Raw genomic sequence first — 24,314 nt, 5'->3', positions numbered from 1 at the left:
TGTAGCTGTAGCTCACCACGCCGGTCGCCGGGTTGTAACCGGTGATGGTGAAGATCGCGCCGGTGTCGGTCTCGCTCGATTGCGGGAAACCTGCCGCCACGCCCGCCGTGACCACGGCGATGCCGCCGACGGTGAGGGTTAGCAGGCCATCCGGCGCGTTGACGTTGAAGGTGCCAGTCTGGGTCAGGGCCGGAGCATCCGGGTCGGTGCCGTAGGTGAGGTTTTTTTCGTAAACGGTCAGTTCACCGCCATACGCGTCGAGGCCGTTGAGGGTGACCGGGCTGATGCAGCCATTGGTGACGTCGATGGTGATGGTCGTGGTGCTTTCGTCACCGTCGTTATCACGCAGGGTGTAGGTGAACACGTCGGTCGCGCCGGGGCCGTTCACGGCATTCGGGGTGCTGTGATATTCGGCGTTGCCCTGGGCGTCCAGGGTCAGGTAACCGTAGGTGCCGTTGATGTGGGTGTTGAGGCCGCCGTTGACCGGGGTCGAAGTGTCCGAGCCGGCGCGCACGCCGACCACACCACCGCCGAGCAAGGGTCCGTCGGCGCCGGCGACGTCGTTCCACAGCACGTTGCCGCTGACGGTGCCGCCCTCCACCACCGAGGTCGCGTCCGGGTTGGCGTTCGGTGTGTCATCGACGATGTTGACGTTGATCTGCCCGGTTGCGGTGCTGCCGTCGACATCCTTGGCCACCACGTCGAAGTGTTCGGAAATGCTGTCGGCACCGCTGGCATTCGGGTGGTCGCTGTCGTAACGCAACGTGTAGCTGTAGCTCACCACGCCGGTCGCCGGGTTGTAACCGGTGATGGTGAAGATCGCGCCGGTGTCGGTCTCGCTCGATTGCGGGAAACCTGCCGCCACGCCCGCCGTGACCACGGCGATGCCGCCCACGGTGAGGGTTTGCAGACCGTCCAGCGCGGTGACGGTGAAGGTGCCGGATTGGGTCAGCGCCGGTGCGTCCGGGTCGGTGCCGTAGGTGAGGTTTTTCTCGTAGACGGTCAGCTCGCCGCCCTCTACGTCGAGGCCATCCAGGGTGACGGGATTGTCTGGATTGTCTGGAGTATCCGGAATGTCCGGACGATCCGGACGATCCGGGGTATCCGCCACAATCGGTGCAGCGGTCGCATTGCCGCCATTGTCCGGATCACCGGCGTCCGGATCACCGGCCAGACGCTCCCGGGGAAACTCGGGAACACCATTGAAGCCCGCAGTGGGAAAACCGACAGTCGGATCGACCCGCCCGGCCACTTCCTCCAGCAGCACAAAACTATGGCCGCCACCCAATGCACCGCCGGGCGCACCTTGTGTGCCCGGCCCCGCCGCGGTCGCTTCAGCGGTTTGGGTCGGGTCGTCGCCCGCAGCGATGGCTTTTTGCACTCGCTCGACATCTGACAGTTGAGCCTGAGTCGGCGTAGTCGCTTCAGGTGTATTCACATGGGAGGCGTGATCCACCAGCAACTGAGGGTTCATTTGCAGACTGCTGCCACGCCCGAGCGTCAGTTCCTGGCCATTTTGCAGGTGCACCGCCACCGCGCCTTCGGCCCCGGTGATCAGTTGATCGCCGGCAAACAGCCGGTCCCCCTCGATCAGCACACGCCGGGTACCGTCGCTCCCCTGGGCGAACACCTGACCAATGACCTTACTGACGATACCGATGAGCGTAGCCATGTGCACTTCCTCCGCTGCCGACTGCCGTCGGCATCCTGTTGTTTGCGAAGAACGTGCTCATGGGTCAAGCGGTGGCCGGCGAGCCTCTTCCGGGGAGCAGCTCGTCAACACCAAGCCACTGCCCTGGCGACTATCTCGCCAAGCGTGTCGCTCACGGGCGACGTGTCCGCTACGGAATAAAACCCTCTGCAATCAAAGGCATCGGGATCCTGTTCGGTAACACCTCGTCCAGTGAGCGATGCGTAACGGTTCTGAACCAACCAAGTGACAAAAAACCGTCACCAAGAAAACCGTTTCGCGTCCCTCCCCTCCAGCACTTCTACGCCCTAGTCGATATGTGGGTGGAACTTTCCTTTTGCCCTTTCGAGCGCCCTAACGCTCATAAATCAAGGGCTTTCGACGTGAACAATGTGCTGGATTTTGCAGAGCGCATAAGTTTTTTTTGGCATAACCCTTATGAGAAATCCTTCTTAGATTCCTCCCAGAATGTTCTTAGCTCTGTTGTAAAGAGCATGAAACGGTTTTACCTATAAATTCCGTCAAATAATTGGCGACTAATAAGCACCATTAGGACTCAGGGAGATGTACCCATGCGCCGATTGAACCCCATCTGCAGTGCGATTCTATTGGCGATGGCCTGTACTTCTCAGGCTCACGCCATGTCACTGACCGAGGCGATCCAGAGCACCATTGCGACCCACCCGGAACTGGCGTCGCGGGTGGACAGCCGTCTGTCGGCCGATGAAGACGTGAAAGTCGCCAAGGGGGGCTTTTATCCTTCCGTGGACCTGAACGCCTCGTACGGGCGCGGGTACAGCGATAACACCAATACCCGGGCCTTCGGCAATCACCACACGGAAATCCTGAATTACACCCAATCGGAACTGCGTCTGCGGCAGATGCTGTTCGATGGCTTCAACACGGCCAACGAAGTCGAGCGCACCAAAGGCGTGGTCAATTCACGGGCCTATTACGCGCAGGGCACTGCACAGGATCTGGCCCTGCGCACCATCGAGGTCTACCTCGAAGTGCTCAAGCGCCGCGAACTGGTGACACTGGCCAAGAACAACCTGCAAGCCCACCTGCGAGTCAACGACCAGATCGGCCTGCGCACCCAGCGCGGGATCGGCAGCACCGCTGACGCCGACCAGTCCGTGGCGCGTCGGGCACTCGCGGAAAACAACCTCGACACCGCCGAAGTCGATCTGGCCGATGCCGAAGCGAATTTCTACGCCGTCACAGGGCGCATGCCCGATGAACTGGAAACGCTGCCATCGATTCGCGGCGAATTGCCGGCCACGATCCGGGATGCCCAACAGAGCATGGTCGACAACAACCCCTACCTGAAATCGGCCCAGGCAGATGTGCAATCGGCCGAGAGCCAGTACGAAGTCGCCAAGTCGCCGTTCTACCCACGCTTCGACGCTGAAGCCGCGGTGGGGGCGAATAACAACATCGCCGGTGAAGAAGGCCACGACAACGAATGGCGCGTCGGCGTCGTGATGAACTACAACCTGTTCCGCGGCGGCAGCGACAAGGCGCGACTGGCCTCCGACGCGCACAAGATCAACCAGGCCATGGACATCCGCAACAACGCCCTGCGCCAGCTCAACGAGAACATTCACCTGGCCTGGAACGCCATGGTCAACGCAAAAAAACAAACCCCGACTGCCCGCGAATACGCCGAAACCACCACCCGTGTACGGGCGGCGTATCAGGACCAGTTCGGCCTCGGCCAACGGACCCTGCTTGACGTGCTCGACAGTGAAAACGAACTCTACAACGCCAACCGTCGCTATACCGAAGTGCGCTACACCGAGGAATTCTCGATGTACCGCGTGCTGGCAAACATGGGCCAGTTGCTGAGCAAACAACGCGTGGTACTACCCGCCGACGCGATTGCCCAGACCGAAGTGAAAAACGAAGCCCGTTTGCCTGAACTGAAGTAGCGTACTGGAGCGAGCAATGTGACCAGCATGGAATCCGGCAACACTGGTGTCGATCCGCGGCTGAGCTTCGATGACCCGCTTCTGGACGGTCTGTTGATTCTCTGCAAACTTCATGGCGCGACGGTCAGTCGTGCCAGCCTGAGTGCCGGGCTGCCAATGGCACACCAACGCCTGAGCCTGGACCTGCTGCCGCGCGCAGCGGCCCGGGCCAGCTTGCAGGCGCGTTTGTTGCGCCGTGAACTGGACGACATTTCTGCGCTCAACCTGCCCGTACTGCTGATCCTCGACAACGGTCGCACCGCCGTGCTGCGTCGCTTTGGCGATGATGGTCGCCTGCTGATTCTGCCGAGCGAAGCCGACGGCGGCGAGCAATGGGTCAGCCGTGAAGAGCTGGCCGAAAGTTATAGTGGCCAGGCCTTGTTCGCCCGGCCACGGCATGAACTCGAAGACCTGCGTTCGCCTCTGGTGCCGCGTGTGGAAGCGTGGTTTCGCGACACCTTGAAGCTGTCGAAATGGCTGTACAGCGATGCGATCCTGGCGAGTTTCCTGATCAACTTGCTGGGGCTGATGGTGCCGCTGTTCGTGATGCAGACCTACGACCGCGTGGTGCCGAACCAGGCCACTTCGACCCTGTGGGTGCTGTCCATCGGCTTGCTGATCGGCACCGGTTTCGAGCTGGCATTGCGGGTGGTCCGCGCGCATTTGCTGGACACCGCCGGCAAGAAGACCGACGTGATCCTGTCCGCGACCTTGTTCGAACGCATCACCGGCATGTCGATGAAAGCGCGGCCAGCGACCATCGGCGGTTTCGCCCAGAGCATTCATGACTTCCAGGGCCTGCGCGAATTCCTCACCGCCGTTACGCTGACCAGCCTGATCGACCTGCCCTTCGCCGTGCTGATGCTGGTGGTGATCGGCCTGCTCGGTGGCTGGCTGGTAGTCATTCCGTTGCTGGCGTTTCCGATTACGATCCTGTTCGCAATGGTGATTCAGGTACGGCTGCGCGACACCGTGCAAAAAAGCCTGACCCTCGGCGCCGAACGCCAGGCGTTGCTGATCGAAACCCTCGGCGGCCTGGAAACCCTCAAGGCCTGCAGCGCCGAAAGCGAGCGCCAGCACAAATGGGAAAGCACCCACGGCGCCCTCACCCGCCTCGACAGCCACGCGCGCAACCTCTCGGCGCTGGCCACCAACGGCACGCTGTTCATCCAGCAGTTCTCCGGCATGGCGACCATCGTCGCCGGGGTCTACAGCATCATCGCCGGCAACCTCAGCGTCGGCGCACTGGTGGCGACCTACATGCTTGGCAGTCGCGTACTCGCACCGCTGGGGCAGATCGCCGGGCTGATCACGCGCTATCAGCAAGCGCAACTGACCATGAAAAGTACCGATGCGCTGATGGGCCTGCCGCAGGAGCGCGATGCGAAACAGCGGCCATTGGAGCGCACGCAACTGCAAGGCGCCCTCGACGTCAGCGGCGTGACCTTTCGCTACAACGGCCAGAATGCACCAGCGCTGGCCAACATCAGTTTCAGCCTCAAACCCGGTGAGCGGGTCGGCATCATCGGTCGCAGCGGTTCGGGCAAAAGCACCCTGGGGCGACTGGTCATGGGGTTCTACGAACCGGAAGAAGGCCAGTTGCTGCTCGATGGCCTGGACCTGCGGCAACTGGACGTCGCCGACCTGCGCCAGCAGATCGGTTATGTCGCCCATGACCTGCCGTTGCTGGCCGGCAGCCTGCGCGACAACCTGACACTCGGCGCACGCTACATCAGCGATGCGCGGATGCTGGAAGTGGCCGAACTGACCGGCGTCACCGAGCTCGCGCGTCAACACCCACAAGGGTTTGACCGGCCCGTCGGCGAACGCGGGCAGTTGCTGTCGGGGGGGCAACGCCAGGCGGTATTGCTGGCCCGCGCCTTGTTGCTCGACCCGCCGATCATGCTGCTCGACGAACCCACCAGCGCCATGGACAACAGCAGCGAAGATGTTCTGCGGCAAAAACTTCACGGTTGGGTCCAGGGCAAAACCTTGCTGCTGGTGACCCACCGCACCTCGATGCTCAGCCTGGTGGATCGGCTGGTGGTACTCGACAACGGGCGGATCGTCGCCGACGGTCCGAAAGAAGCGGTCATCGATGCACTGCGCAAGGGCCGTGTCGGCTCTGCGGCCGTCTAGGAGTCCGCTCATGTCATCGTCACAAAGCTCACGCGGCTACTTCGACAGCTTCAGCAAAAGCGCCGAAAGCGAGTTCATGCCGGAGACGGCCGGCGCTTCGTTGCAGGATTCCCCACGCTGGTCGCGGATCACCGTGTGGCTCGCCGCTGCGCTGATCATCAGCGCCGTGGTCTGGGCCAAATACGCCGTGTTGCAGGAAGTCACCATGGGCGAAGGCAAGGCGATTCCGTCGAGCAAGGTTCAAGTGATCCAGAACCTGGAGGGCGGCATCGTCACCGAGATTTTCGTGCGCGAAGGACAAATGGTGAACAAGGGCGACACGCTGCTGCGCCTGGATGACACGCGGTTTCTGTCGAACAAGGGCGAGAGTGAAGCGGATCGTTATGCCTTGACCGCGCAGGTCGAACGCCTGTCTGCCGAGGCCGAGGGACGGCCGTTCAGTTTGTCGCCGGAGGTGATCGCCAAAGCCCCGCAAGTGGCCGAGGACGAGCGCTCGCTGTACGAACAACGGCAACGCCGGTTGGCCAGCGAGCAACGCACGCTGACCGAACAACTGCGGCAGAAAACCCAGGAACTGGCGGAGTTCCGCTCCAAACAGGGGCAATACAGTTCAAGCCTGGCGCTGCTGCAACAGGAAATGAACATGTCCGCGCCACTGGTGGGCACCGGGGCGGTGTCGCCGGTGGAAATCCTGCGGCTCAAACGCAGCGCAGTGGAGATTCGCGGCTCGCTGAATGCCACGACGCTGGCGATTCCTCGCGCCGAGTCGGCGATCAACGAGATCAAAAGCAAGATCGACGAGTCGGAACAAACCTTCCGTTCGGACGCGGCGAAGGAGCTGAATGAGAAACGCACCGAGCTGTCGAAAATCACCGCGTCGAGCATCGCCATCGACGACCGCGTGAGCCGCACCACGGTGGTATCGCCGGTACACGGGATTATCAAAGTGCTGAAGGTCAACACCATCGGCGGCGTGGTCCAGCCGGGCAGCGACATGGTGGAAATCGTGCCCATCGAAGACAACCTGCTGATCGAAGCCAAGGTGCGCCCGCAAGACGTGGCGTTCCTGCATCCGGGGCAGAAAGCGATGGTCAAGTTCAGTGCGTACGACTACACGATTTATGGTGGGTTGAGTGCCAGGCTTGAGTTGATTGGTGCGGACACGATTACTGATGACAAGGGCAACAGCTTCTATCTGATTCAGGTGCGGACCGATAAAAACCACTTGGGCGGGGATGTGAAACCACTGCTGATCATTCCGGGGATGGTGGCGACGGTGGATATCATTACCGGGGAGAAGAGTGTGCTGGATTATCTGCTGAAACCGGTGTTGAAAGCGCGGACGGAGGCGATGCGGGAGCGGTAATCACTTTCCGAAAAATTTGGTGTTTGACCCGGCCTCTTCGCGGGCAAGCCTCGCTCCTACAGGTTATGCGTTGATTCCGACATTACGCATACCTGTAGGAGCGAGGCTTGCCCGCGAAGAGGCCCTCACTGACGATTATTTCGGACCGTGGTTGCGCTGGAAAACCTCCTCCCCCATCGCCGCAATCTGCCCCTCGATCAACGCCTCGAACGGTTTCAATAACGGCTCGAAACTGACAGGCGCTTCCAGCGTCTGCAACGCCTGCACAATCGCCTCCACCGTCGATAACGCCCCCGGCGCTGGCGCCTTGCGCAAGCGATACCGCGACACGCCACCCTCCACCAAAGTCACTCGGGGCAATGCCGCCAGCAACGGATTGAGGTGCAGCATTTTGCGCGCCTTGCGCCAGGTGCCGTCCGGCACCACCAACAAGAGTGGCTCATCGTTTGCGGTGTAAGCCTGCATCGGTTGCGCATCATCGGCCGGAAACAATAATCGCGCCTGATAGCCCGGCTGATTCAATAGCGCCGGCAAATCCTCGAACACCTCACCCACAACCAATTCGGCATTGTTCAACCCCAACGCCGCCAGCCTTGCGGTGTTCAGCGCATGGTTCACTTCGCTCGGATGCTGCAACAGAAGCACCCGAGTGCGGCTGTCGAGGCTCGGGATCAATGGGCACAGGCAGTGGGTTTGCGGACGCAAACAGCGCGGGCATTGGATTCTGGACATGGTTTCAAGCCTGATTGAGCTGCGCCTTGAGCAGGTCGCGGAAGGTCTGGATCAACGGTTCGCGGCTGCGGCCCCGGCGCATGATCATCGAAAACGGCGCCTGGTAACCGAAGGTCGCCGGCAGCAACACGCGCAAATCACCCTTGTCGGCCCAGGCCTGGGCGTAATGCTCCGGCAGGTAACCGATGTAGGCGCCGGACAGCACCAGAATCAACTGCGCCTCCATACTTTCCACGGTCGCGGCACTGTGCTTGAAGCCGTGGCGCGCCAGTTCGGCCTGGCTCCAATAACCGCGACCGACCATGCGCTGCTGGGTGATGACCTGTTCGGGAATACGCCGCTCGGTGAACAGCGGATGACGGCTGCTGCAATAGAGCCAGTGTTGCTCGCGGTACAACGGCATGTAGACCAGCCCGCTCATGCGCGTGGAAAACGCGCCGATGGCCAGGTCGAGGCGGTTGTCCTGCACGCCGAGTTGCAGCTCGTACGGGCTCATCACCGACAGGTGCAAATGCACGGCCGGGTGTTCCTGGCTGTAGGCGCCGATGGCTTCGGCGAACGGCAAGGCCTTGTCGCTGACGGTGGAGTCGATGACGCCGAGGTTCAGCGTACCGCGCAATTCGCCCTTCAGCGCCGCCGCGTATTGCTCGAAGCCTTCAAGTTCGCCGAGCAGGCGCAGGGTTTCCTGATGGAACAGCTCGCCTTTGCTGGTCAGGCTGAAACCGCCGCGCCCGCGATGGCACAGCACCAGACCGAGGGCCGCTTCGAGCTGGCTCATGTAGGTGCTGATCGCCGAGGTCGAGAGGTTGAGCTCTTGCTGGGCGTTGGCAAACCCCTGATGGCGGACCACGCTGACGAAGATGCGTAATAGTTTCAGGTCGGGTAAAGCGTTGGCCATCGAAAGCTCCGATCTTGGGGTAACCCACACGGTTGAAGACAATGAAGATCATTGTGGGAGCGAGCCTGCTCGCGATAGCGGCAGCACAATCAACTCCAATGTTGACTGACCCACCGCCATCGCGAGCAGGCTCGCTCCCACAAGGGGTCACCGTGGCAGGGTGTCTGGCGAGAAGTCTATCCCCCCTCCCGCCATTAGTTTAGAAAAATCTGAACTAAGTATTTGTCCGTAGCGATTCTTCCCGGCCACTACATTTCGCAGAATCGGCCCCTAACGGTGCCCGAGCCTCCCCGGTGCGGTGCAACCGACATAAATAAAACAACGACGATGAGGCCCTACCCGTGGACAAGATTCTTCACCAACCACTGGGCGGCAACGAAATGCCGCGCTTCGGCGGCATCGCCACCATGCTCCGACTCCCCCATGTACCTACCGCTGCCGGCCTGGACGCTGCCTTTATCGGCATCCCACTGGACATCGGTACTTCCCTGCGCCCTGGCACCCGTTTCGGGCCGCGTGAAATCCGCGCCGAATCGGTCATGATCCGCCCGTACAACATGGCCACCGGCGCAGCACCGTTCGACTCGCTGTCGGTTGCCGACATCGGCGACATCGCGATCAACACCTTCAACCTGCTCGACGCCGTGCGGATCATCGAAGAGTCCTACGACAACATCCTTGAACACGATGTGATCCCCCTGACCCTCGGCGGCGACCACACCATCACCCTGCCGATCCTGCGTGCCATCCACAAAAAGCACGGCAAGGTCGGCCTGGTGCACATCGACGCTCACGCCGATGTGAACGATCACATGTTCGGCGAGAAAATCGCCCACGGCACCACCTTCCGTCGCGCCGTCGAAGAAGGTCTTCTGGATTGCGACCGTGTAGTGCAAATTGGCCTGCGCGCTCAGGGCTACACCGCCGATGACTTCAACTGGAGCCGCAATCAGGGCTTCCGTGTGGTTCAGGCCGAAGAATGCTGGCACAAATCCCTGGCCCCCCTGATGGCCGAAGTTCGCGAGAAAGTCGGCGGCGGTCCGGTGTACCTGAGCTTCGATATCGACGGTATCGACCCGGCCTGGGCACCTGGCACCGGCACTCCGGAAATCGGCGGCCTGACCACCATTCAGGCAATCGAGATCGTTCGTGGCTGCCAAGGTCTCGACCTGGTCGGTTGCGACCTGGTAGAAGTCTCGCCCGCTTATGACACCACCGGCAACACCTCGCTGCTGGGCGCCAACCTGCTGTACGAAATGCTCTGCGTACTGCCTGGCGTGGCCCACCGCTGAGGATTGGTCATGAACGAGCGTGATCAGGTTCTGCACGCTGCCGCCGATCTGGTGGCAGCCTTTGCCCGTAATGATCGCGAAGCCTACTTCGGCGCCTTCAGCGCCGATGCCAGCTTCGTCTTCTACACCCTCGAGCAGCCTCTGCTGTCGCGCGATGCCTATCAGGCGTTGTGGGACACCTGGCGTGCCGAGGATGGCTTCGAGGTGCTGTCGTGCACCTCGAGCAACGCTTTCGTCAGCCTGCAGGGTGACGTCGCGATTTTCATCCATGACGTGGCCACCGAGCTGCGCATGCAAGGGGAGCAACACTTCAGCCAGGAGCGCGAGACGATTGTTTTCAAGAAACAAGCGTCTGGCCAAGAACAACAAGGCCTATGGCTGGCCTGCCACGAACATTTGTCCGCAATGCCGGAAGGGCTGCCAACCCCTTAGCCAAACAGGTGACGCTCACACACGATGAGCGCGCCTTTATGATCGGAGCAGATCATGAATAACAACAACAACGACCAAAGCCTTACGCACATTGAAACCTACGGGGTCGAACAGATCCCGGACAACGAACGCACCGCAGGCCCGACGGACTTGTTCCGGATGATCTTCGGCGGTTCCAATACCTTTGCCACCGCCGTGCTCGGCAGTTTCCCGGTGCTGTTCGGCCTGTCATTCCAGGCGGGCGTCTGGGCGATTGTGCTGGGCGTGTTGCTGGGTTCGCTGATCCTCGCGCCGATGGGCCTGTTCGGCCCGATCAATGGCACCAACAACGCCGTGTCTTCCGGTGCGCACTTCGGCGTGCACGGGCGGATCGTCGGCTCGTTCCTGTCGTTGTTGACCGCTATCGCCTTCTTCTCGCTCTCGGTGTGGAGTTCGGGTGATGCGCTGATCGGTGGGGCGAAACGCCTGATCGGCCTGCCGGAAACCGACCTGACCCTGGGCCTGGCCTACGGTCTGTTCGCGATCCTGGTACTGACGGTTTGCATCTACGGCTTCCGTTTCCTGCTGTGGGTCAACAAGATCGCGGTGTGGAGCGCCAGCCTGCTGTTCCTGCTGGGCATCTTCGCTTTCGCCGGTCCTTTCGATGTGAACTACGCCGGCACCGTGAGCATGGGCCAACCGGGTTTCTGGGCTGCCTTCATCGGCGCTGCGCTGGTGGCGATGAGCAACCCGATTTCCTTCGGCGCGTTCCTCGGCGACTGGTCGCGTTACATCCCGCGTGAAACCTCCAAGCGCCGGATCATGGCCGCGGTGGTGATCTCGCAGATCGCAACGTTCATCCCGTTCCTGTTCGGCCTCGCCACCGCCACTATCGTAGCGATCAAGGCGCCGGACTACATCGCCGCGAACAACTACGTCGGCGGCCTGCTGGCCGTCTCACCGAGCTGGTTCTTCCTGCCGGTGTGCCTGATTGCGGTGATCGGCGGCATGTCCACCGGCACCACCTCGCTGTATGGCACCGGGCTGGACATGTCCAGCGTGTTCCCGCGTGTGCTGTCGCGGGTCAAGGCCACGTTGCTGATCGGTGTGATGTCGATTGCCTTCATCTTCATCGGTCGCTTTGCAGCGAACCTGGTGCAGAGCGTGTCGACCTTCGCCGTGCTGATCATCACCTGCACCACTCCGTGGATGGTGATCATGATCATCGGCCTGCTGGTACGCCGCGGCTTCTATTGCCCGGATGACCTGCAAGTGTTCACCCGCGGCGAGAAAGGCGGTCGTTACTGGTTCACCCACGGCTGGAACTGGCGTGGGCTGGGTGCCTGGATCCCGAGTGCATTGGTCGGTTTGTGCTTTGTGAACCTGCCGGGGCAATTCGTGGGTGTACTGGGGAACCTGGCGGATGGCATCGACATCAGCCTGCCGGTAACCCTCGGCCTGGCCTCGCTGGTGTACCTGGCGCTGCTGAGCCTGTTCCCGGAATCGGCTGCGGTGTTCGGCCCGAATGATCCACGCAGCAAGAGCACGGATTCGCTCGGTAAACCGGCGTTGCGACAAGCCGCCTGATTAAACGCATTACCTGTGGCAAACGCATTACCTGTAGGAGCGAGGCTTGCCCGCGAAGAACGATGACGCGGTCTGCCTGACTGTCCGCGGCGCTCCATTCGCGGGCAAGCCTTGCTCCTACATGGATGGTTTTTCCACAGAGATTGATTTTCGCCTCACCATAAAAAAGACAATCGGAGACACGCCATCATGGCATTGGATTTATTCGTCGTACTCATCTACGCCGCCGCGATGCTGATACTCGGCTACTACGGCATGCGCAAGGCCAAGACCAACGAAGACTTTTTGGTCGCCGGTCGTAACCTCGGTCCGAGCCTGTACATGGGCACCATGGCCGCTACCGTTCTGGGCGGCGCATCTACCGTCGGCACCGTACGCCTGGGCTACGTCCATGGCATTTCCGGTTTCTGGCTCTGCGCGGCTCTCGGTTGCGGGATCGTGGCGCTGAACCTGTTCCTCGCCAAACCGCTGCTGAAACTGAAAATCTACACCGTTACCCAGGTGCTGGAAAAACGCTACAACCCGATGGCCCGCTCCGCGAGCGCGGTGATCATGCTGGCGTATGCACTGATGATCGGCGTGGTTTCGATCCTGGCCATCGGCACCGTGCTGCAAGTGCTGTTCGACCTGCCGTTCTGGCTGTCGGTATTGGTCGGCGGTGGTGTGGTGGTGATTTATTCGGCGATCGGCGGCATGTGGTCCCTGACCCTGACCGACATCGTCCAGTTCGTCATCAAGACCGTGGGCCTGATGTTCATCCTGTTGCCGATCTGCCTGTATCGCGTCGGTGGTTGGGATCAGTTGGTGGCCAAACTGCCGGAGGCAAGCTTCAGCTTCACCACCATCGGCTGGGACACCATCATCACCTACTTCGTGATCTACTTCTTCGGCATCCTGATCGGTCAGGACATCTGGCAACGGGTGTTCACCGTCAAGACCGCCAAGGTCGCGCAATACGCCGGTACTGCCGCAGGCCTCTACTGCATCATCTACGGTCTGGCGTGCGCCCTGATCGGCATGGCCGCTCACGTGCTGATCCCGGATCTGGACAACGTCAACAACGCTTTCGCCGCCATCGTCAAACTGTCGCTGCCTGACGGTATCCGTGGCCTGGTCATCGCCGCTGCACTGGCCGCCATGATGTCCACCGCCAGCGCAGGCCTGTTGGCTGCCGCCACTACTCTGAGCGAAGACCTGCTACCTAAACTGCGTGGCGGTAAACAGTCGAGCCTGAGCCTGAACCGCCTGGTGACGCTGCTGACCGGTATTGTCGTGCTGGGTATCGCCCTGGTGGTGAACGATGTGATCAGCGCCCTGACCCTGGCCTACAACCTGTTGGTCGGCGGCATGCTGATCCCGCTGATGGGTGCGATTTTCTGGAAACGCGCCACTACCGCCGGCGCCATCGCCAGCATGGGCCTGGGCTTCGCCACTGCGCTGCTGTTCATGGTCAAGGACGGTCTGGATGCCAACACCCCGATCTACTACAGCCTGCTCGCAGGTCTGGTGAGCTTCATTGTGGTGAGCCTGATGTCTCGCCGCCCGGCTGCGGTGGCGAACGCCATCTAAGCTTTCTATAACGACTTGATGCTTTCTTCGACGGGTGTGGCGTCGGTTGCCACACCCGTTTTTTTTCGTCTGGAGAAAACCTTTGATGAAGATTGTTTCTCGCGATCAGTGGTTCGAGGTCAAGCAACTCAGCGACGGCATCCGTCTGATTCACGAGCCTTACATCCGTCCCTTCTACCGCTGCAACCTCTGGCACATTCAGGGCCGTGACAAGGACCTGCTGCTGGACAGCGGCTCCGGTTTGGTGAGCCTGCGCGAGCAACTGCCGTGGATTACCGAACGGCCATTGGTGGCGGTGGCCAGTCATTGCCATTTCGACCACATCGCCGGCCATCACGAATTTGCCGAACGCCTGGTGCATCCGGCCGAGGCCGACATCCTGGCGGCACCTGACGGCGAAAACGATTTGAGCCGGGCATTTGTCGGCGACGATATGTTCGAGGCGCATCCTGATTGCCCGCTGTGCTACGCCGAGTACCGGGTCAAAGCCGCGCCGGCCACGGGAATGATCGAGGAAGGTGACGTGCTGGATCTGGGCAATCGCGTGTTGCAGGTGCTACACACGCCGGGACACTCACCGGGCGGCATCAGCCTGTATGAAGCAGCGACCGAAACCCTGTTCAGCGGCGACATCATCTACGACGGGCCGCTGATCGAAGACGCTTACCATTCCAACCTCGACGACTACGCGCGCAGTCTGCAGCGCTTGCGTGAGTTGCCGATCCGCACCGTGCATGGCGGGCATTTCGGCAGTTTTTCCGGGGAACATCTGCGCACGATGATTGATGAGTGGCAGCGCTCGCATGGCTGAAGCCTGCTGTACTCGACACCAGGGAAAACAACAGGCATTTAGCGCCGAAGAAGAGCGGATGCTCAAAATCGCCAGGACGGCGAATGATCTGAGTCGGTTTTTGATGGAGATCGGGCGGTACTGATTTCGCCCGATTTTTGAATTTACACCTGCTACGCAGCCGAATGCAGCCGTCGACAGCTGCTACAACACGGCTGCGGTGTTCCAGACCTTGACGTTACCGACGACGCTGCTGGCGTCGACGCTGTTCATCGTCAGTGCGAATAGGCACAGGTTGCAGAGGCGGTTCGATCAAACCGAGTGCGACACCCAGGTCATGCAGCCAGTTTTGAATTTTCTCTTTCATGGTGCCCCCTTCAGGGTAGTGCCGAGCGGCTGAAATTCTGTAGCCCCTTCGCACTGATAATAGTCCGAAGTCCTACGAAATGCTCGGCAAAATCCGCAATGATCTGTTACTGAATTGATCAAAATACCTGACCATTAGCTCAGGCAATCGCCTGGGCCTGAATCGACACCCTGGGTTGACCGGTCACTGCTGGCCAAGGGCTTTGCGCAAACGACGGCGCACCCACTGCTCAGCGCTGACAAACGTAATGCCGAGCAGCACCAGCACGGCACCGATGACAAAGTTGAGACTCAGCGCCTCACCCAGCAACACCACACCGAACGTGACGCCGAACAACGGCGTCATGAACGAAAACACCGCGAGGTTCGCCGCCAGATACCGGCGCAACAGCCAGAACCACGTCAGGTAGCTGAAAAACGAGACCACCAGCCCCTGGAACAACACGCTGGCCACGGCCACGGTGGTCAGACTGACGTGGGTAACCTGGCCACTCAGCATCGCGATCAGCAGCAGGCCGACGAAACCGACAATCAACTGATAGAACAACGTGAGCGTCACTGGGGCTTCCGACAGGCGCGAGGCCCGCACCACGACCGTGGTCGCCCCCCAGGAGGCACCGGCCAATACGCCCAGTGCATCGCCCATCAACATGCGGTGATCGAGGTTGTCCCAGGACACCCCACCGGCAAACGCGATGGCAATCCCGACAAACGCCAGAAAAATCCCCAACCATTGCACCGGTCTTAAACGCTCACTCGGCAACAGCCAGTGCACGCCCAACGCGGTGAAGATCGGCGCCGTGTAAAGGAACACCGACATGTGTGCGGCCGTGGTCAGCTGCAAGCCTTCGGAAATGAAGAAAAATTCCAGTCCAAACAGCGCGCCGGCCAGTAGTCCGCCGCGCCACGTATGGCTGACCTGATCCCAACCGCCCTTCCAGCAAATCAGCAATCCTACAAGCAACGCAGAAATGCCTGACCGACCGGCCGCCTGCATGACTGGCGCGATGTCCGGCGCCGCCCACTTGATCATGACTTGCTGTACGCCCCAGATCAGGCACAACCCGACCATCACTTGCAGGGCAAACCCATCGGCGCTACGCCGGGTGGCGCTCACCGGAACACCTCGACAATACAATCCATGGCAGTGACTCGCAGTAGAAAGCAAAGCCCCGACTCAAGGTCGGGGCAAATAATTATGCTGTCGATTATTAACCAGATGGCCAGAAAAAGTAGCCTGTGGGAGACCTTCAAGTCACCACGGACGCCATCTTGCGCGACGTCACTTCAGTTCAATGCGATCGGCATGAATGACGATCTGGCCATTCTTGTACAACGCGCCGATGGCCTTCTTGAAGTTGCCCTTGCTGACACCGAACATGCTGGTGATCACCGCCGGATCGCTCTTGTCGCTCACCGGCAGCGCGCCGTTGTTGTCGCGCAACTTGGCGAGGATCTTCGAGTTCAGGCTGGTGGCGGCTTCTTCGCCCACCGGTTGCAGGCTCAGGCTGATCTTGCCGTCGGCACGGACTTCTTTGATGAAGCCCTTCTCTTCTTTACCGGCGCGCATGAACTTGAAGATTTCGTTCTTGTGGATCAAGCCCCAGTGCTTGTTGTTGATGATTGCCTTGAAGCCCATATCGGTGGCTTCGGCAACCAGCAGATCAACTTCCTGGCCAGGGGTGTAGTTGGCCGGGGTCTTGTCCAGGTAACGGTCCAGACGCGCGGTCGCGGTGATACGACGGGTGTGCTTGTCGAGGTAGACGTGCACCACGACGTACTCGCCCGCGGTCATCTGACGCTTTTCTTCGGAAAACGGCAGCAACAGATCCTTCGGCAAGCCCCAATCCAGGAAGACGCCGATGCTGTTGACTTCAACGACTTTCAAACTGGCGAATTCACCGACCTGAACTTTCGGCTTTTCGGTAGTTGCGATGAGTTTGTCATCGCTGTCCAAATAAACAAAAACGTTGAGCCAGTCTTCATCTTCGCTGGGAATATCTTTGGGAATATAACGATTAGGCAGAAGGATTTCGCCGTCCGCACCACCGTCCAGATATAAACCGAAGTTAGTGTGTTTAACCACTTGCAAACTGTTGTAACGCCCGACTAAAGCCATTTCCAATACCCTCATTGCGTGGGCGGCATTCTACCCGTTTTTGCAGGCCGCGTTCGGCGCCCGGCCCGGTGGCGCGAGAAAATCCTCTGGGGGCCTTAATTTTCCTGGGGTTTGACAGGCGGGTCTGGCCGCTCGTCAGGCCGACCTGTCGATTCATCGCCCTTCCAGCCAGGTAAAAATCCATTCTTCCCTACCGATGTTCTTATTTAAAACAGCAGCTTAGGGACATAACTCGAATAATAACTTGCGATTAATAGCGCTTTTGTGATGTGTATTTCAGGGGGATATTTGCCAAGCAATTGTCAAGTATTTCCTGTACGATGCGTGGCCAAGTTAATTTTCTACAGGTTAATGGCCGCCATGCGCGTAAAAGCATCCACCAGCAAAGCAAAGCCAGCTCCAGCCGTTGAAACCAGCGAATCGATCAACAATCAGATTGCTGCGTTCCTCAAATCCGGCGGCGAGATCCAGCAAATTGCCAAAGGCGTCAGCGGCCAGACGTTCGGCCCGTCCAAGCAGATTACCTTGGGCAAAAAATAACACCCGCGTTACCTGGTCCCTAAGCGCTTTGAGCTTCGAAGCGCTTGGACTGGAACCCTCCCCGCAACACCCCGCCAAACCCCATCAATATTTCAAAAATCGACGAACGGCCCTCGATGCCGAGCATTCGCCGGTAGCTCCGCCTATTCCGGGCACAACCGTCAGTGCGATGGCCTGGTCACCCTCAAGGCTGAACGCGCGTTTTATTGATTGGCTGAACTGGCAGGCTCATCCTGCGATCACATGAGAACCTACGCTTTCGCAAGGACTCGCCCATGTCGCGCTGGTTGAAGTGTCTCGCCGTCGTCATCACCCTCAGTCTTGCCCTCGGTGCCTGCAGCCGCATGGGCCTGGCCTATCGCAACCTCGACGTGATCATCCCGTGGACGCTCAGCGATTACCTGGACATGAACGGCGAGCAGAAAGGCTGGTTCAACGAGCGCCTCAAGGAACACCTGAGCTGGCACTGCTCCACGCAACTGCCAGGCTATCTCGACTGGCTGGACCGTTTGCAGGTGATGGTCGAAACCAATCAGGTCACCGACGCCGCGCTGCAAACCCGCACCCAGGAAGCCAAACAAGCCATCGGCCAGACCGCCCGGGAAATCACCCCGTCGGCCATCGAGCTGTTGCAGGGGCTGGACGACAAACAAGTCGCGGAAATGAACGAAGCCTTTGCCAAGGACCAGCGCAAACGCCAGCAGGACTACGTGAAACCGTCGCTCGTTCAGCAGATCAAGGAACGTAGCGAGCGCATGGAAAAACGTCTGGATGGCTGGATCGGACCGCTGATCCCGACCCAGCAACAACGGGTAGTAGCCTGGTCAAATGCGTTGGGCGACCAGAACACGCAATGGATTGCCAACCGCGTGCATTGGCAGAAACAGTTCAGCGCGGCGGTTGCGCAGCGTCAGAGTCCTGGATTCCCACAGCGCATCGAGACGCTTCTGGTGAATCGCGAGAGCTTATGGACAGCCGATTACCGCAAGGCCTACGCCAACACCGAAGCACAGGCACGAAGTCTGTTTGTGGATTTGATGGCCGAAAGCACGCCGGCTCAACGCCAGCGGCTGCTGAAAAAAATCGAAGGGGTGCGCAAAGACTTCAACGACTTGAAGTGCCTGAAAGCAGCGAAGCAAGGATAGTCCCCCCACCACAACCCCCTGTAGGAGCTGGCTTGCCAGCGATGAGGCCGTTACATCCAACATCCATGCTGGCTGAAAGACCGCAATCGCTGGCAAGCCAGCTCCTACAAGGGATATGGGGTCTTCAGGCAATTTGCGCGTGGGACGCCACCTCATCAAACGTCACCTCATCCAGCGCATCGTCCTGCTCATCCAGCACCTGCCGCGGATGATCATTGCCCGGAATGCTGCTGTCGATCAGGCTCAACAACCTTGAACCCCGCATCGTCAGCCTGTAATTCGAACCGGTTCCACCCTGCTCTTCAGGCCTAGGCTCGATGTAGCCACGCGCCAACAGTAACTTTTCATACTCGCCGGCCACCGCTTTCAGGTGATCCAGGTTTTCAGTCTCTTCGCCCTCCGTGGCTTTCTCCGCCGCGTACTGCTCGGCATAGGGCCGTGGCGTGAAGCTGGGTGCTGCGTTCTGCACTTCGTGCAGCAGGCGTTCAATCAAATCCCAGTTATAAGTCGTCATCCTGTCCAACCTCCAAAACCTGTGAGTGTGATGGCCTTCATAGCTTGTGACCGACAGCGCTCGCCGCCGTTCAGCGCAGTTCTTTAACGACGCTGACCGGCGGTATGTCGAATTTGGCATAGGTCAAACGACAAGGTTGTGTCAGTCACCGCCCAGCATTGCGCAGGAGAAAACCCGATGAACGTTCAGAACCATCCTGTCGTGTCGCGAGAAGAATGGCTCGCCGCCCGCAAACAACACCTGGCCCACGAAAAAGCCTTCACCCGGGAACGGGACAAACTCAGTGCCGAACGCCGCGCCCTGCCCTGGGTGAAAATCGACAAGGACTATCACTTCCAGGGCCCCAATGGTGAATTGAAGCTGGCCGACCTGTTCGGTGGTCGCAGCCAACTGGTCATCTACCACTTCATGTTTGCCGACGGCTGGGACGAAGGCTGCCCCGGTTGCTCATTCCTGTCCGACCACATCGACGGCGCCAACCAGCACCTGGCGCACCACGACGTGGCGGTGGTGGCGGTTTCCCACGCACCCTTCGCCGAATTCCAGGCGTTCAAGCGACGCATGGGATGGAAATTCGACTGGGTGTCGTCAGAAGGCTGCGACTTTAACTATGACTTTGGCGTCTCCGCCCGAGCCGAAGATGTTGCTGCTGGAAAAGCCACCTACAACTACGAAAAAACTGACGGCGCCGAAGAAGAACTCCCAGGCCTCAGCGTGTTTTATCGCAACGAAGCAGGCGAGATTTTTCACACCTATTCAACTTATGCCCGTGGCCTGGACATGCTGGTCGGCGCCTATAACTACCTCGACCTGACGCCCAAGGGGCGCAACGAAGAGCAGATCATGGAATGGGTACGGCATCACGACAGGTATGAAGACAAGGTGAATTCGAGCTGCTGCCATGGGGGGTAGACCACACCTTCGCGAACCAGCTTGCTCCCTCAGCGGTCAGGGCCGAACACAATGTCCGTGAACACCGCAATTCCTGTAGGAGCAAGCTTGCTCGCGATGACTCACTTACAATCAACGCCGATGCAACTGACACACCGCTATCGGCTACTTCACCGGTATATACGAATACCCCTTCACCATGGCTTTCCCGTCCTTGGCATCCCGCACCCGCACCATCTCCGCCGCGTACTCCTGCGTGTATTCAACGAAGTACTCTTTACCTGGCTCGACCGAGAGGGTCAGAAATACGTTCCGGGGATACGGACGCGGCCCGGCCGATACCTTGTGCAGGCCCGGACTCACGAACACCCAGGAATAGGTCTTGTCATTAAGCCCCACCACCGCACTGTCATTGATGCTGAACACGCTGTCATAAAAGCTGCCTTGAATGACCTGGGTCCGCATCATGTAAACCAACGCCTTGCCCTGAGGTGGCGCCGGTGGCTCGAAATAAGGCTGGCTGGAGCTAGTGTGACCGCAGCCGGCCAACAACAGCATGAGCAACAACGCCGGAATACTTTTCATTGCTGCGCTCATTTGTTTTGCCCCAGTAACTGGTTGATCACCGGCCCCATCTTTTCCTCGACCGACGCCACTTTGGACGGATCAAAACCGCCCTCGCCCGTCAGGTGGTATTGCCCGAAACCGATCTGCTGATCGCCCTTGAAGAGCCGGACATTGGCATCGGACAAGTACGGGGAAAAGTCCCAGGAACGAATAGCGGTATAAGTCAGACGATACTCACAGCTGCTCGGAATGGGAGTGGCGTAAAGCCGACTGTCGATGTTGTGCTTGCGCAACAGCGTCTGCAGGCCATCGACGAAATCGCCCACCACCACTTTCGGGTTTTCTTCGATGCAGAGTCGGGAGATTTTGTATTGAGGAGCGACCGGGTCGACTTTGATGTTGGTACAACCGGCCAATACCAGTAGAAGGCTTGCCGTGATGGCTCTGGACAGCATATTCGGTCCCTGAATCCAGAATAATGGCGCAATAATGGCTCATACTAGATCAGCAGAATTTCGGGGTCAATTTACGTCGTTTGACGCGGAGCAGATCGCAAGAAGCTCGCGTTTAGGCCCCACGAGAACGGCACTGTTCTCAGCAAAAATTGCGCAGCCAATGAAAACGGGCGACCTTTTGGGTCGCCCGTTTTTTATCGCGTGAGCAATAGATGAACCACTTTCACACCGCAGGTACGCTCGCCACGGGAATACGCTGATCAGGCTGGGTGACATCGTAAACATGCTGTTCGCAATCGGTGCCAATAAACTGGAACTCAACCAGGTAAACCTTGGCTCTTTCCGGGATGAAGGAACTTTGCAGCGGACCGCAACTATACAAGCCGCTTGCCACCCTGCTATTCGAATATCCCGACACCTGAAACGCCTTATCGGCATCGGCCTGTGCTTCCAACTGCGGGAAGCGTTTAACCGTGGCACTGTTGGCCACTTCGTTGAGTTTGGCTATCCAGCCGAACACCTTGCCCTGGCCCGAATCCACTACAGTTCCAAGCAACTCCATTCGCTGGTCAGGATCGGCGGCACGCTTGACTGAAAACTGTACAGGATGGGTGCTGCCTGTAGCTTTCATGATGACCTTGGCGTGCTGGGCATCTACGGTCACCGTGTTCTGGCGCAGTTGAATGCCGTCTTTCAGCAGGCTGGGGGAAGAGTCCCTGACGTTGGAATGGCAGCCGGTCAATGCGACAGCCAGGGTCAGTGGTAGCAGTGTGATTTTCTTCACGACGTATAGATTTCCTTATAAACGCGTATCTTTTGACTGATAAGAGGGCTTACACCAAGCGGCACGTTCTAAACGCTGAACCACTGAACGTGGCGGGGAGATTTTGCGGGGAAAAATGGGAGAAAATTGAGGCGAGACCACGTTTTCCACCTAAAAACTGAGAGTTTACTCGGTCTCCCGACATCAATATACGTGCTTTGCGAGGCATACAGCGAGTCCTTTCATACAAGTCAAACCGAATGCTTAATCAACCCAAGAAAAATATAACTCCTTTATATTTCCTATCATTTCGACCAATCAAAATATGCCTCAGACAACGTAATCCGCCCCCGTCACCCCCACAAATTAATAATATCCAGCAACTTATCCTTAAGGACACTTGCAGATTTAACCGCATTAGGATCCACCGCCAAATCATCTTCACCCTCTAACAATAGAGACATCATTTTTTTGGCGAGAATAATATTCCCACTCCAATAATGTGGCGATAGCCTCGATACCGCCCCAAGCAACTCAGCATCATCTATGAAGCCCGACAGCAAATCTTGCTCTAGAGTAGAAACCACTATTGGCAATAAGTCAGACATAAATAATTCTTGCCTCACTGCACGACATAGGTCCTCCACCTGAAGATCTTCAAGAGGTATATCGCGAATAGAAAGATACCATTGAGTCAAGGATGACATTTCAGCCTCGGGTTGCCACGAGCTATTATTTTCTTTCGCTACTGACCGAAATGTCTTTTTCATATACCCACCCCAGAAATTACATCTTCAATTAGTTTAATCGGAGAAAATGGGAACAGACCACGTTTTCCACCTAAAAAATTTAATGTTTTCTCGATCTCCCCGGGCATACTATCTGGGCTTACCGTCCAGATATAACGTGATCGACCGCTGACTAAATACTCCTAAACACGCACCACCATAGCCCCCATTAAAAACCTCTTTAGATAATAAACCTTGATTCATAAGCAATACTAAGCAGTTGCTGTTTCTGTTGGCTTTTTACCTAACCTGTGACTTTAAAAGCCTCAGTTATTTTCTTTACCACTCCCCCATCCACATTTTTCTCCATGGAAATGAAACATCCTTCAAACGACCCGCTCGTCAAAATCAACTTATGCCCCACATAACAAACAACAACCAACACTGAATACGGGCCAAACTCACGACTTTCCACTTTAGATTTTAAAGCTCTAAGTACAACATCAACAAACTCTTCAAACCGCTCCTCCTCATAATCCTCAAAAAACATGAACCGATTTGACTCAGAGCACGACTCAGAAATATTCATACGTCTACATCCCTAAACCATTATAGAAAAAAAGGGGCCAGACCACGTTCCCCCTATCATTTCGGCCAATCAACATATGCTTTAGAAAATATGGTCTATCCCAATTTTCCATAGCATCACAAAAAAAGTTGTCTGTCCCCGTTATCTATGAAAGAGTGTTTGGTGATTGCGTCGGAGTAAAACTTATGAAAATCCCCGGCAGTGCCGGGGATATTTTCATGCAGAATTAGAAAGCGAGGCTATTCAAAAGCTCTTTTACTTTCGCGGTATCTTCAGGATGACATTGAAGATATTTTTCGCAAGCTAACCGAATATATCTAGAGCAAACCGTTTCGTTCACAACAACTGTGTCTTCATCCCTAGGGGGATAGCCATAAGCAAACTCAACCCCTTCGAAGTGTTCTTCATCGAACGGGCTATTTTCATCAGGAAAGTTACAGTACGCACCATCCGTACTGAACCCCCATCTTTTCACAATATAGCCAACCGCCTCAATGAAATAACCACCATCATACATTCTGTCGAAATACCCTTTAACAACCCAATAAGGGTCTGACTCATTATATGGCTGACCGAACAACTCTCTCATATAAACACACTACCTTATTTAGGGTGGAAGTTGCTCACAGCCCCAGCAGCCTTATCTAAATACACCCTGAAAGCCCCCCGATTGTAGCATCGTACTATCGACCCTGAAGGAAAAATGGGGACAGACCACGTTTTCTATAAAGAAAACGTGGTCTGTCCCCGTTACCACCAAGTGGTGTTCTTTGTTGTTCTGGTGGTAATCGCTCCAATTTCTTTTGCACCACTTAAGCAACCGAGAACGATGAAAAATAAAACGATAATTTTCCATCTTCAAGATCACTAAATTGATAACGTATCCTATCAAAGCCAGAATCCAGCTTATTAACGTTCATATGCATCAGCTGAGTTAATCCGCCGCCAAAATCACGGGAAGTAAATTGGCTAATATCAATGATATCTGATACGCACGACATCAGCCCCTACCTTTTCAGAGGCCGAAATCGATAGAGATAAATCATAAGCCATCCCATCCTCATTCAACTGAATACTAATTGCATGCAAGCAGTTGTGAGCAACAAGCAATTCATTCAATTCTGGAAGACTAATCATTATTGACCCTCGTCTCTTTCCCATTGGAGCCGTAGCCTGGACCATATTCATAGGTA

At 57.6% G+C, this 24,314-nt stretch carries 24 protein-coding genes and 1 pseudogene; 12 read left to right on the top strand and 13 right to left on the bottom strand.

The window, feature by feature from the left end; translation table 11 throughout:
- Positions 1 to 1,672: retention module-containing protein (locus tag KGB27_RS18535; protein ID WP_223555674.1), on the bottom strand; the 1,672-nt coding region annotated here is incomplete at its 3' end.
- A 590-nt stretch (positions 1,673 to 2,262) separates the two neighbouring features.
- On the opposite strand from KGB27_RS18535, the gene KGB27_RS18530 reads away from it, so the two are divergent.
- Genes KGB27_RS18530 through KGB27_RS18520 form a run of 3 tightly spaced genes read left to right on the top strand, consistent with a single transcriptional unit; the run spans position 2,263 to position 7,165 of the window.
- Positions 2,263 to 3,621 (top strand): TolC family outer membrane protein, encoded by a 1,359-nt coding sequence (locus KGB27_RS18530; protein ID WP_008040966.1) that lies wholly within the window; start codon positions 2,263 to 2,265, stop codon positions 3,619 to 3,621.
- 18 nt (positions 3,622 to 3,639) lie between these two features.
- Positions 3,640 to 5,799: a type I secretion system permease/ATPase gene (locus KGB27_RS18525; RefSeq protein WP_008034252.1), complete on the top strand. Its 2,160-nt coding sequence runs from the start codon at positions 3,640 to 3,642 to the stop codon at positions 5,797 to 5,799.
- Positions 5,800 to 5,809: 10 nt separating this feature from the next.
- On the top strand, positions 5,810 to 7,165 hold the full coding sequence (locus KGB27_RS18520) for an HlyD family type I secretion periplasmic adaptor subunit (RefSeq protein ID WP_223481428.1): 1,356 nt from the start codon (positions 5,810 to 5,812) through the stop codon (positions 7,163 to 7,165).
- Between the two features lie 135 nt (positions 7,166 to 7,300).
- On the opposite strand, the gene KGB27_RS18515 is transcribed toward KGB27_RS18520, so the two are convergent.
- Positions 7,301 to 7,897 carry a tRNA-uridine aminocarboxypropyltransferase gene (locus KGB27_RS18515; protein WP_008040967.1) on the bottom strand — a complete coding sequence of 199 codons (597 nt, stop codon included), beginning with the start codon at positions 7,895 to 7,897 and terminating at the stop codon, positions 7,301 to 7,303.
- A gap of 4 nt (positions 7,898 to 7,901) precedes the next feature.
- A complete protein-coding gene (locus KGB27_RS18510) occupies positions 7,902 to 8,795 on the bottom strand; it encodes a LysR family transcriptional regulator (protein ID WP_008034255.1) in 894 nt (297 codons plus the stop codon).
- Positions 8,796 to 9,136: 341 nt separating this feature from the next.
- Here KGB27_RS18510 and speB point away from each other — a divergent pair, with 341 nt between their 5' ends.
- The 6 genes and pseudogenes from speB to KGB27_RS18480 form a co-directional block, all read left to right on the top strand.
- Complete coding sequence (gene speB / locus KGB27_RS18505; protein WP_008034256.1) at positions 9,137 to 10,087, top strand: agmatinase; 951 nt, start codon at positions 9,137 to 9,139, stop codon at positions 10,085 to 10,087.
- A 9-nt stretch (positions 10,088 to 10,096) separates the two neighbouring features.
- Positions 10,097 to 10,519, top strand: coding sequence for a YybH family protein (locus KGB27_RS18500; protein WP_008040968.1), 423 nt, complete (start codon positions 10,097 to 10,099; stop codon positions 10,517 to 10,519).
- A gap of 54 nt (positions 10,520 to 10,573) precedes the next feature.
- Positions 10,574 to 12,085, top strand: a complete 1,512-nt coding sequence (locus KGB27_RS18495; protein ID WP_008034259.1) for a purine-cytosine permease family protein — start codon at positions 10,574 to 10,576, stop codon at positions 12,083 to 12,085.
- 189 nt (positions 12,086 to 12,274) lie between these two features.
- Complete coding sequence (locus KGB27_RS18490) at positions 12,275 to 13,654, top strand: sodium:solute symporter (RefSeq protein WP_008034261.1); 1,380 nt, start codon at positions 12,275 to 12,277, stop codon at positions 13,652 to 13,654.
- Between the two features lie 85 nt (positions 13,655 to 13,739).
- The gene (locus tag KGB27_RS18485) at positions 13,740 to 14,465 is read left to right on the top strand and encodes an MBL fold metallo-hydrolase (RefSeq protein WP_008040969.1); all 726 of its coding nucleotides are present in this window, start codon (positions 13,740 to 13,742) and stop codon (positions 14,463 to 14,465) included.
- Between the two features lie 34 nt (positions 14,466 to 14,499).
- Positions 14,500 to 14,589: pseudogene (locus tag KGB27_RS18480) on the top strand (acyl carrier protein); the annotation flags it as partial.
- Positions 14,590 to 14,682: 93 nt separating this feature from the next.
- Here the strand turns inward: KGB27_RS18480 and KGB27_RS31390 are convergent.
- The 3 genes from KGB27_RS31390 to KGB27_RS18470 all read right to left on the bottom strand — a co-directional run bounded on the left by KGB27_RS31390 (position 14,683) and on the right by KGB27_RS18470 (position 16,929).
- Positions 14,683 to 14,811 carry a PA1414 family protein gene (locus tag KGB27_RS31390; RefSeq protein WP_007914492.1) on the bottom strand — a complete coding sequence of 43 codons (129 nt, stop codon included), beginning with the start codon at positions 14,809 to 14,811 and terminating at the stop codon, positions 14,683 to 14,685.
- A gap of 183 nt (positions 14,812 to 14,994) precedes the next feature.
- Positions 14,995 to 15,927, bottom strand: coding sequence for a DMT family transporter (locus KGB27_RS18475; RefSeq protein ID WP_008040970.1), 933 nt, complete (start codon positions 15,925 to 15,927; stop codon positions 14,995 to 14,997).
- Between the two features lie 165 nt (positions 15,928 to 16,092).
- Complete coding sequence (locus KGB27_RS18470) at positions 16,093 to 16,929, bottom strand: S1 RNA-binding domain-containing protein (protein ID WP_192225978.1); 837 nt, start codon at positions 16,927 to 16,929, stop codon at positions 16,093 to 16,095.
- A gap of 351 nt (positions 16,930 to 17,280) precedes the next feature.
- Between KGB27_RS18470 and KGB27_RS18465 the strand changes: the two genes are divergently transcribed.
- Together KGB27_RS18465 and KGB27_RS18460 are read left to right on the top strand one after the other, a co-directional pair.
- Positions 17,281 to 17,469 carry a hypothetical protein gene (locus KGB27_RS18465; RefSeq protein ID WP_028621608.1) on the top strand — a complete coding sequence of 63 codons (189 nt, stop codon included), beginning with the start codon at positions 17,281 to 17,283 and terminating at the stop codon, positions 17,467 to 17,469.
- Between the two features lie 275 nt (positions 17,470 to 17,744).
- Complete coding sequence (locus KGB27_RS18460; RefSeq protein WP_223555671.1) at positions 17,745 to 18,614, top strand: DUF6279 family lipoprotein; 870 nt, start codon at positions 17,745 to 17,747, stop codon at positions 18,612 to 18,614.
- Between the two features lie 124 nt (positions 18,615 to 18,738).
- Here the strand turns inward: KGB27_RS18460 and KGB27_RS18455 are convergent, their stop codons facing one another.
- Positions 18,739 to 19,128 carry a hypothetical protein gene (locus KGB27_RS18455; protein ID WP_008034272.1) on the bottom strand — a complete coding sequence of 130 codons (390 nt, stop codon included), beginning with the start codon at positions 19,126 to 19,128 and terminating at the stop codon, positions 18,739 to 18,741.
- Between the two features lie 177 nt (positions 19,129 to 19,305).
- Between KGB27_RS18455 and KGB27_RS18450 the strand changes: the two genes are divergently transcribed.
- Positions 19,306 to 20,040, top strand: a complete 735-nt coding sequence (locus KGB27_RS18450; RefSeq protein ID WP_008040974.1) for a DUF899 domain-containing protein — start codon at positions 19,306 to 19,308, stop codon at positions 20,038 to 20,040.
- Between the two features lie 144 nt (positions 20,041 to 20,184).
- Here the strand turns inward: KGB27_RS18450 and KGB27_RS18445 are convergent, their stop codons facing one another.
- The 6 genes from KGB27_RS18445 to cdiI form a co-directional block, all read right to left on the bottom strand.
- The gene (locus tag KGB27_RS18445; protein ID WP_223555668.1) at positions 20,185 to 20,604 is read right to left on the bottom strand and encodes a DUF2846 domain-containing protein; all 420 of its coding nucleotides are present in this window, start codon (positions 20,602 to 20,604) and stop codon (positions 20,185 to 20,187) included.
- An 8-nt stretch (positions 20,605 to 20,612) separates the two neighbouring features.
- Positions 20,613 to 21,041 carry an Sbal_3080 family lipoprotein gene (locus tag KGB27_RS18440; RefSeq protein WP_223555665.1) on the bottom strand — a complete coding sequence of 143 codons (429 nt, stop codon included), beginning with the start codon at positions 21,039 to 21,041 and terminating at the stop codon, positions 20,613 to 20,615.
- 223 nt (positions 21,042 to 21,264) lie between these two features.
- Positions 21,265 to 21,825: a hypothetical protein gene (locus tag KGB27_RS18435; protein WP_008040977.1), complete on the bottom strand. Its 561-nt coding sequence runs from the start codon at positions 21,823 to 21,825 to the stop codon at positions 21,265 to 21,267.
- Positions 21,826 to 22,157: 332 nt separating this feature from the next.
- Positions 22,158 to 22,574 carry a contact-dependent growth inhibition system immunity protein gene (locus KGB27_RS18430; RefSeq protein ID WP_223555662.1) on the bottom strand — a complete coding sequence of 139 codons (417 nt, stop codon included), beginning with the start codon at positions 22,572 to 22,574 and terminating at the stop codon, positions 22,158 to 22,160.
- A gap of 262 nt (positions 22,575 to 22,836) precedes the next feature.
- The gene (locus tag KGB27_RS18425; protein WP_223555659.1) at positions 22,837 to 23,121 is read right to left on the bottom strand and encodes a hypothetical protein; all 285 of its coding nucleotides are present in this window, start codon (positions 23,119 to 23,121) and stop codon (positions 22,837 to 22,839) included.
- A gap of 226 nt (positions 23,122 to 23,347) precedes the next feature.
- Positions 23,348 to 23,710: a ribonuclease toxin immunity protein CdiI gene (gene cdiI / locus KGB27_RS18420; protein ID WP_223555655.1), complete on the bottom strand. Its 363-nt coding sequence runs from the start codon at positions 23,708 to 23,710 to the stop codon at positions 23,348 to 23,350.
- Between the last annotated feature and the right edge of the window lie 604 nt (positions 23,711 to 24,314).

It is taken from the genome of Pseudomonas sp. BF-R-01 (assembly GCF_019946615.1).
GTDB classification, from domain to species: Bacteria; Pseudomonadota; Gammaproteobacteria; order Pseudomonadales; family Pseudomonadaceae; genus Aquipseudomonas; species Aquipseudomonas migulae.
The sequence above is the reverse complement of the archived record's forward strand: the minus strand, read 5'-3'. Positions and strand labels throughout refer to the sequence as shown.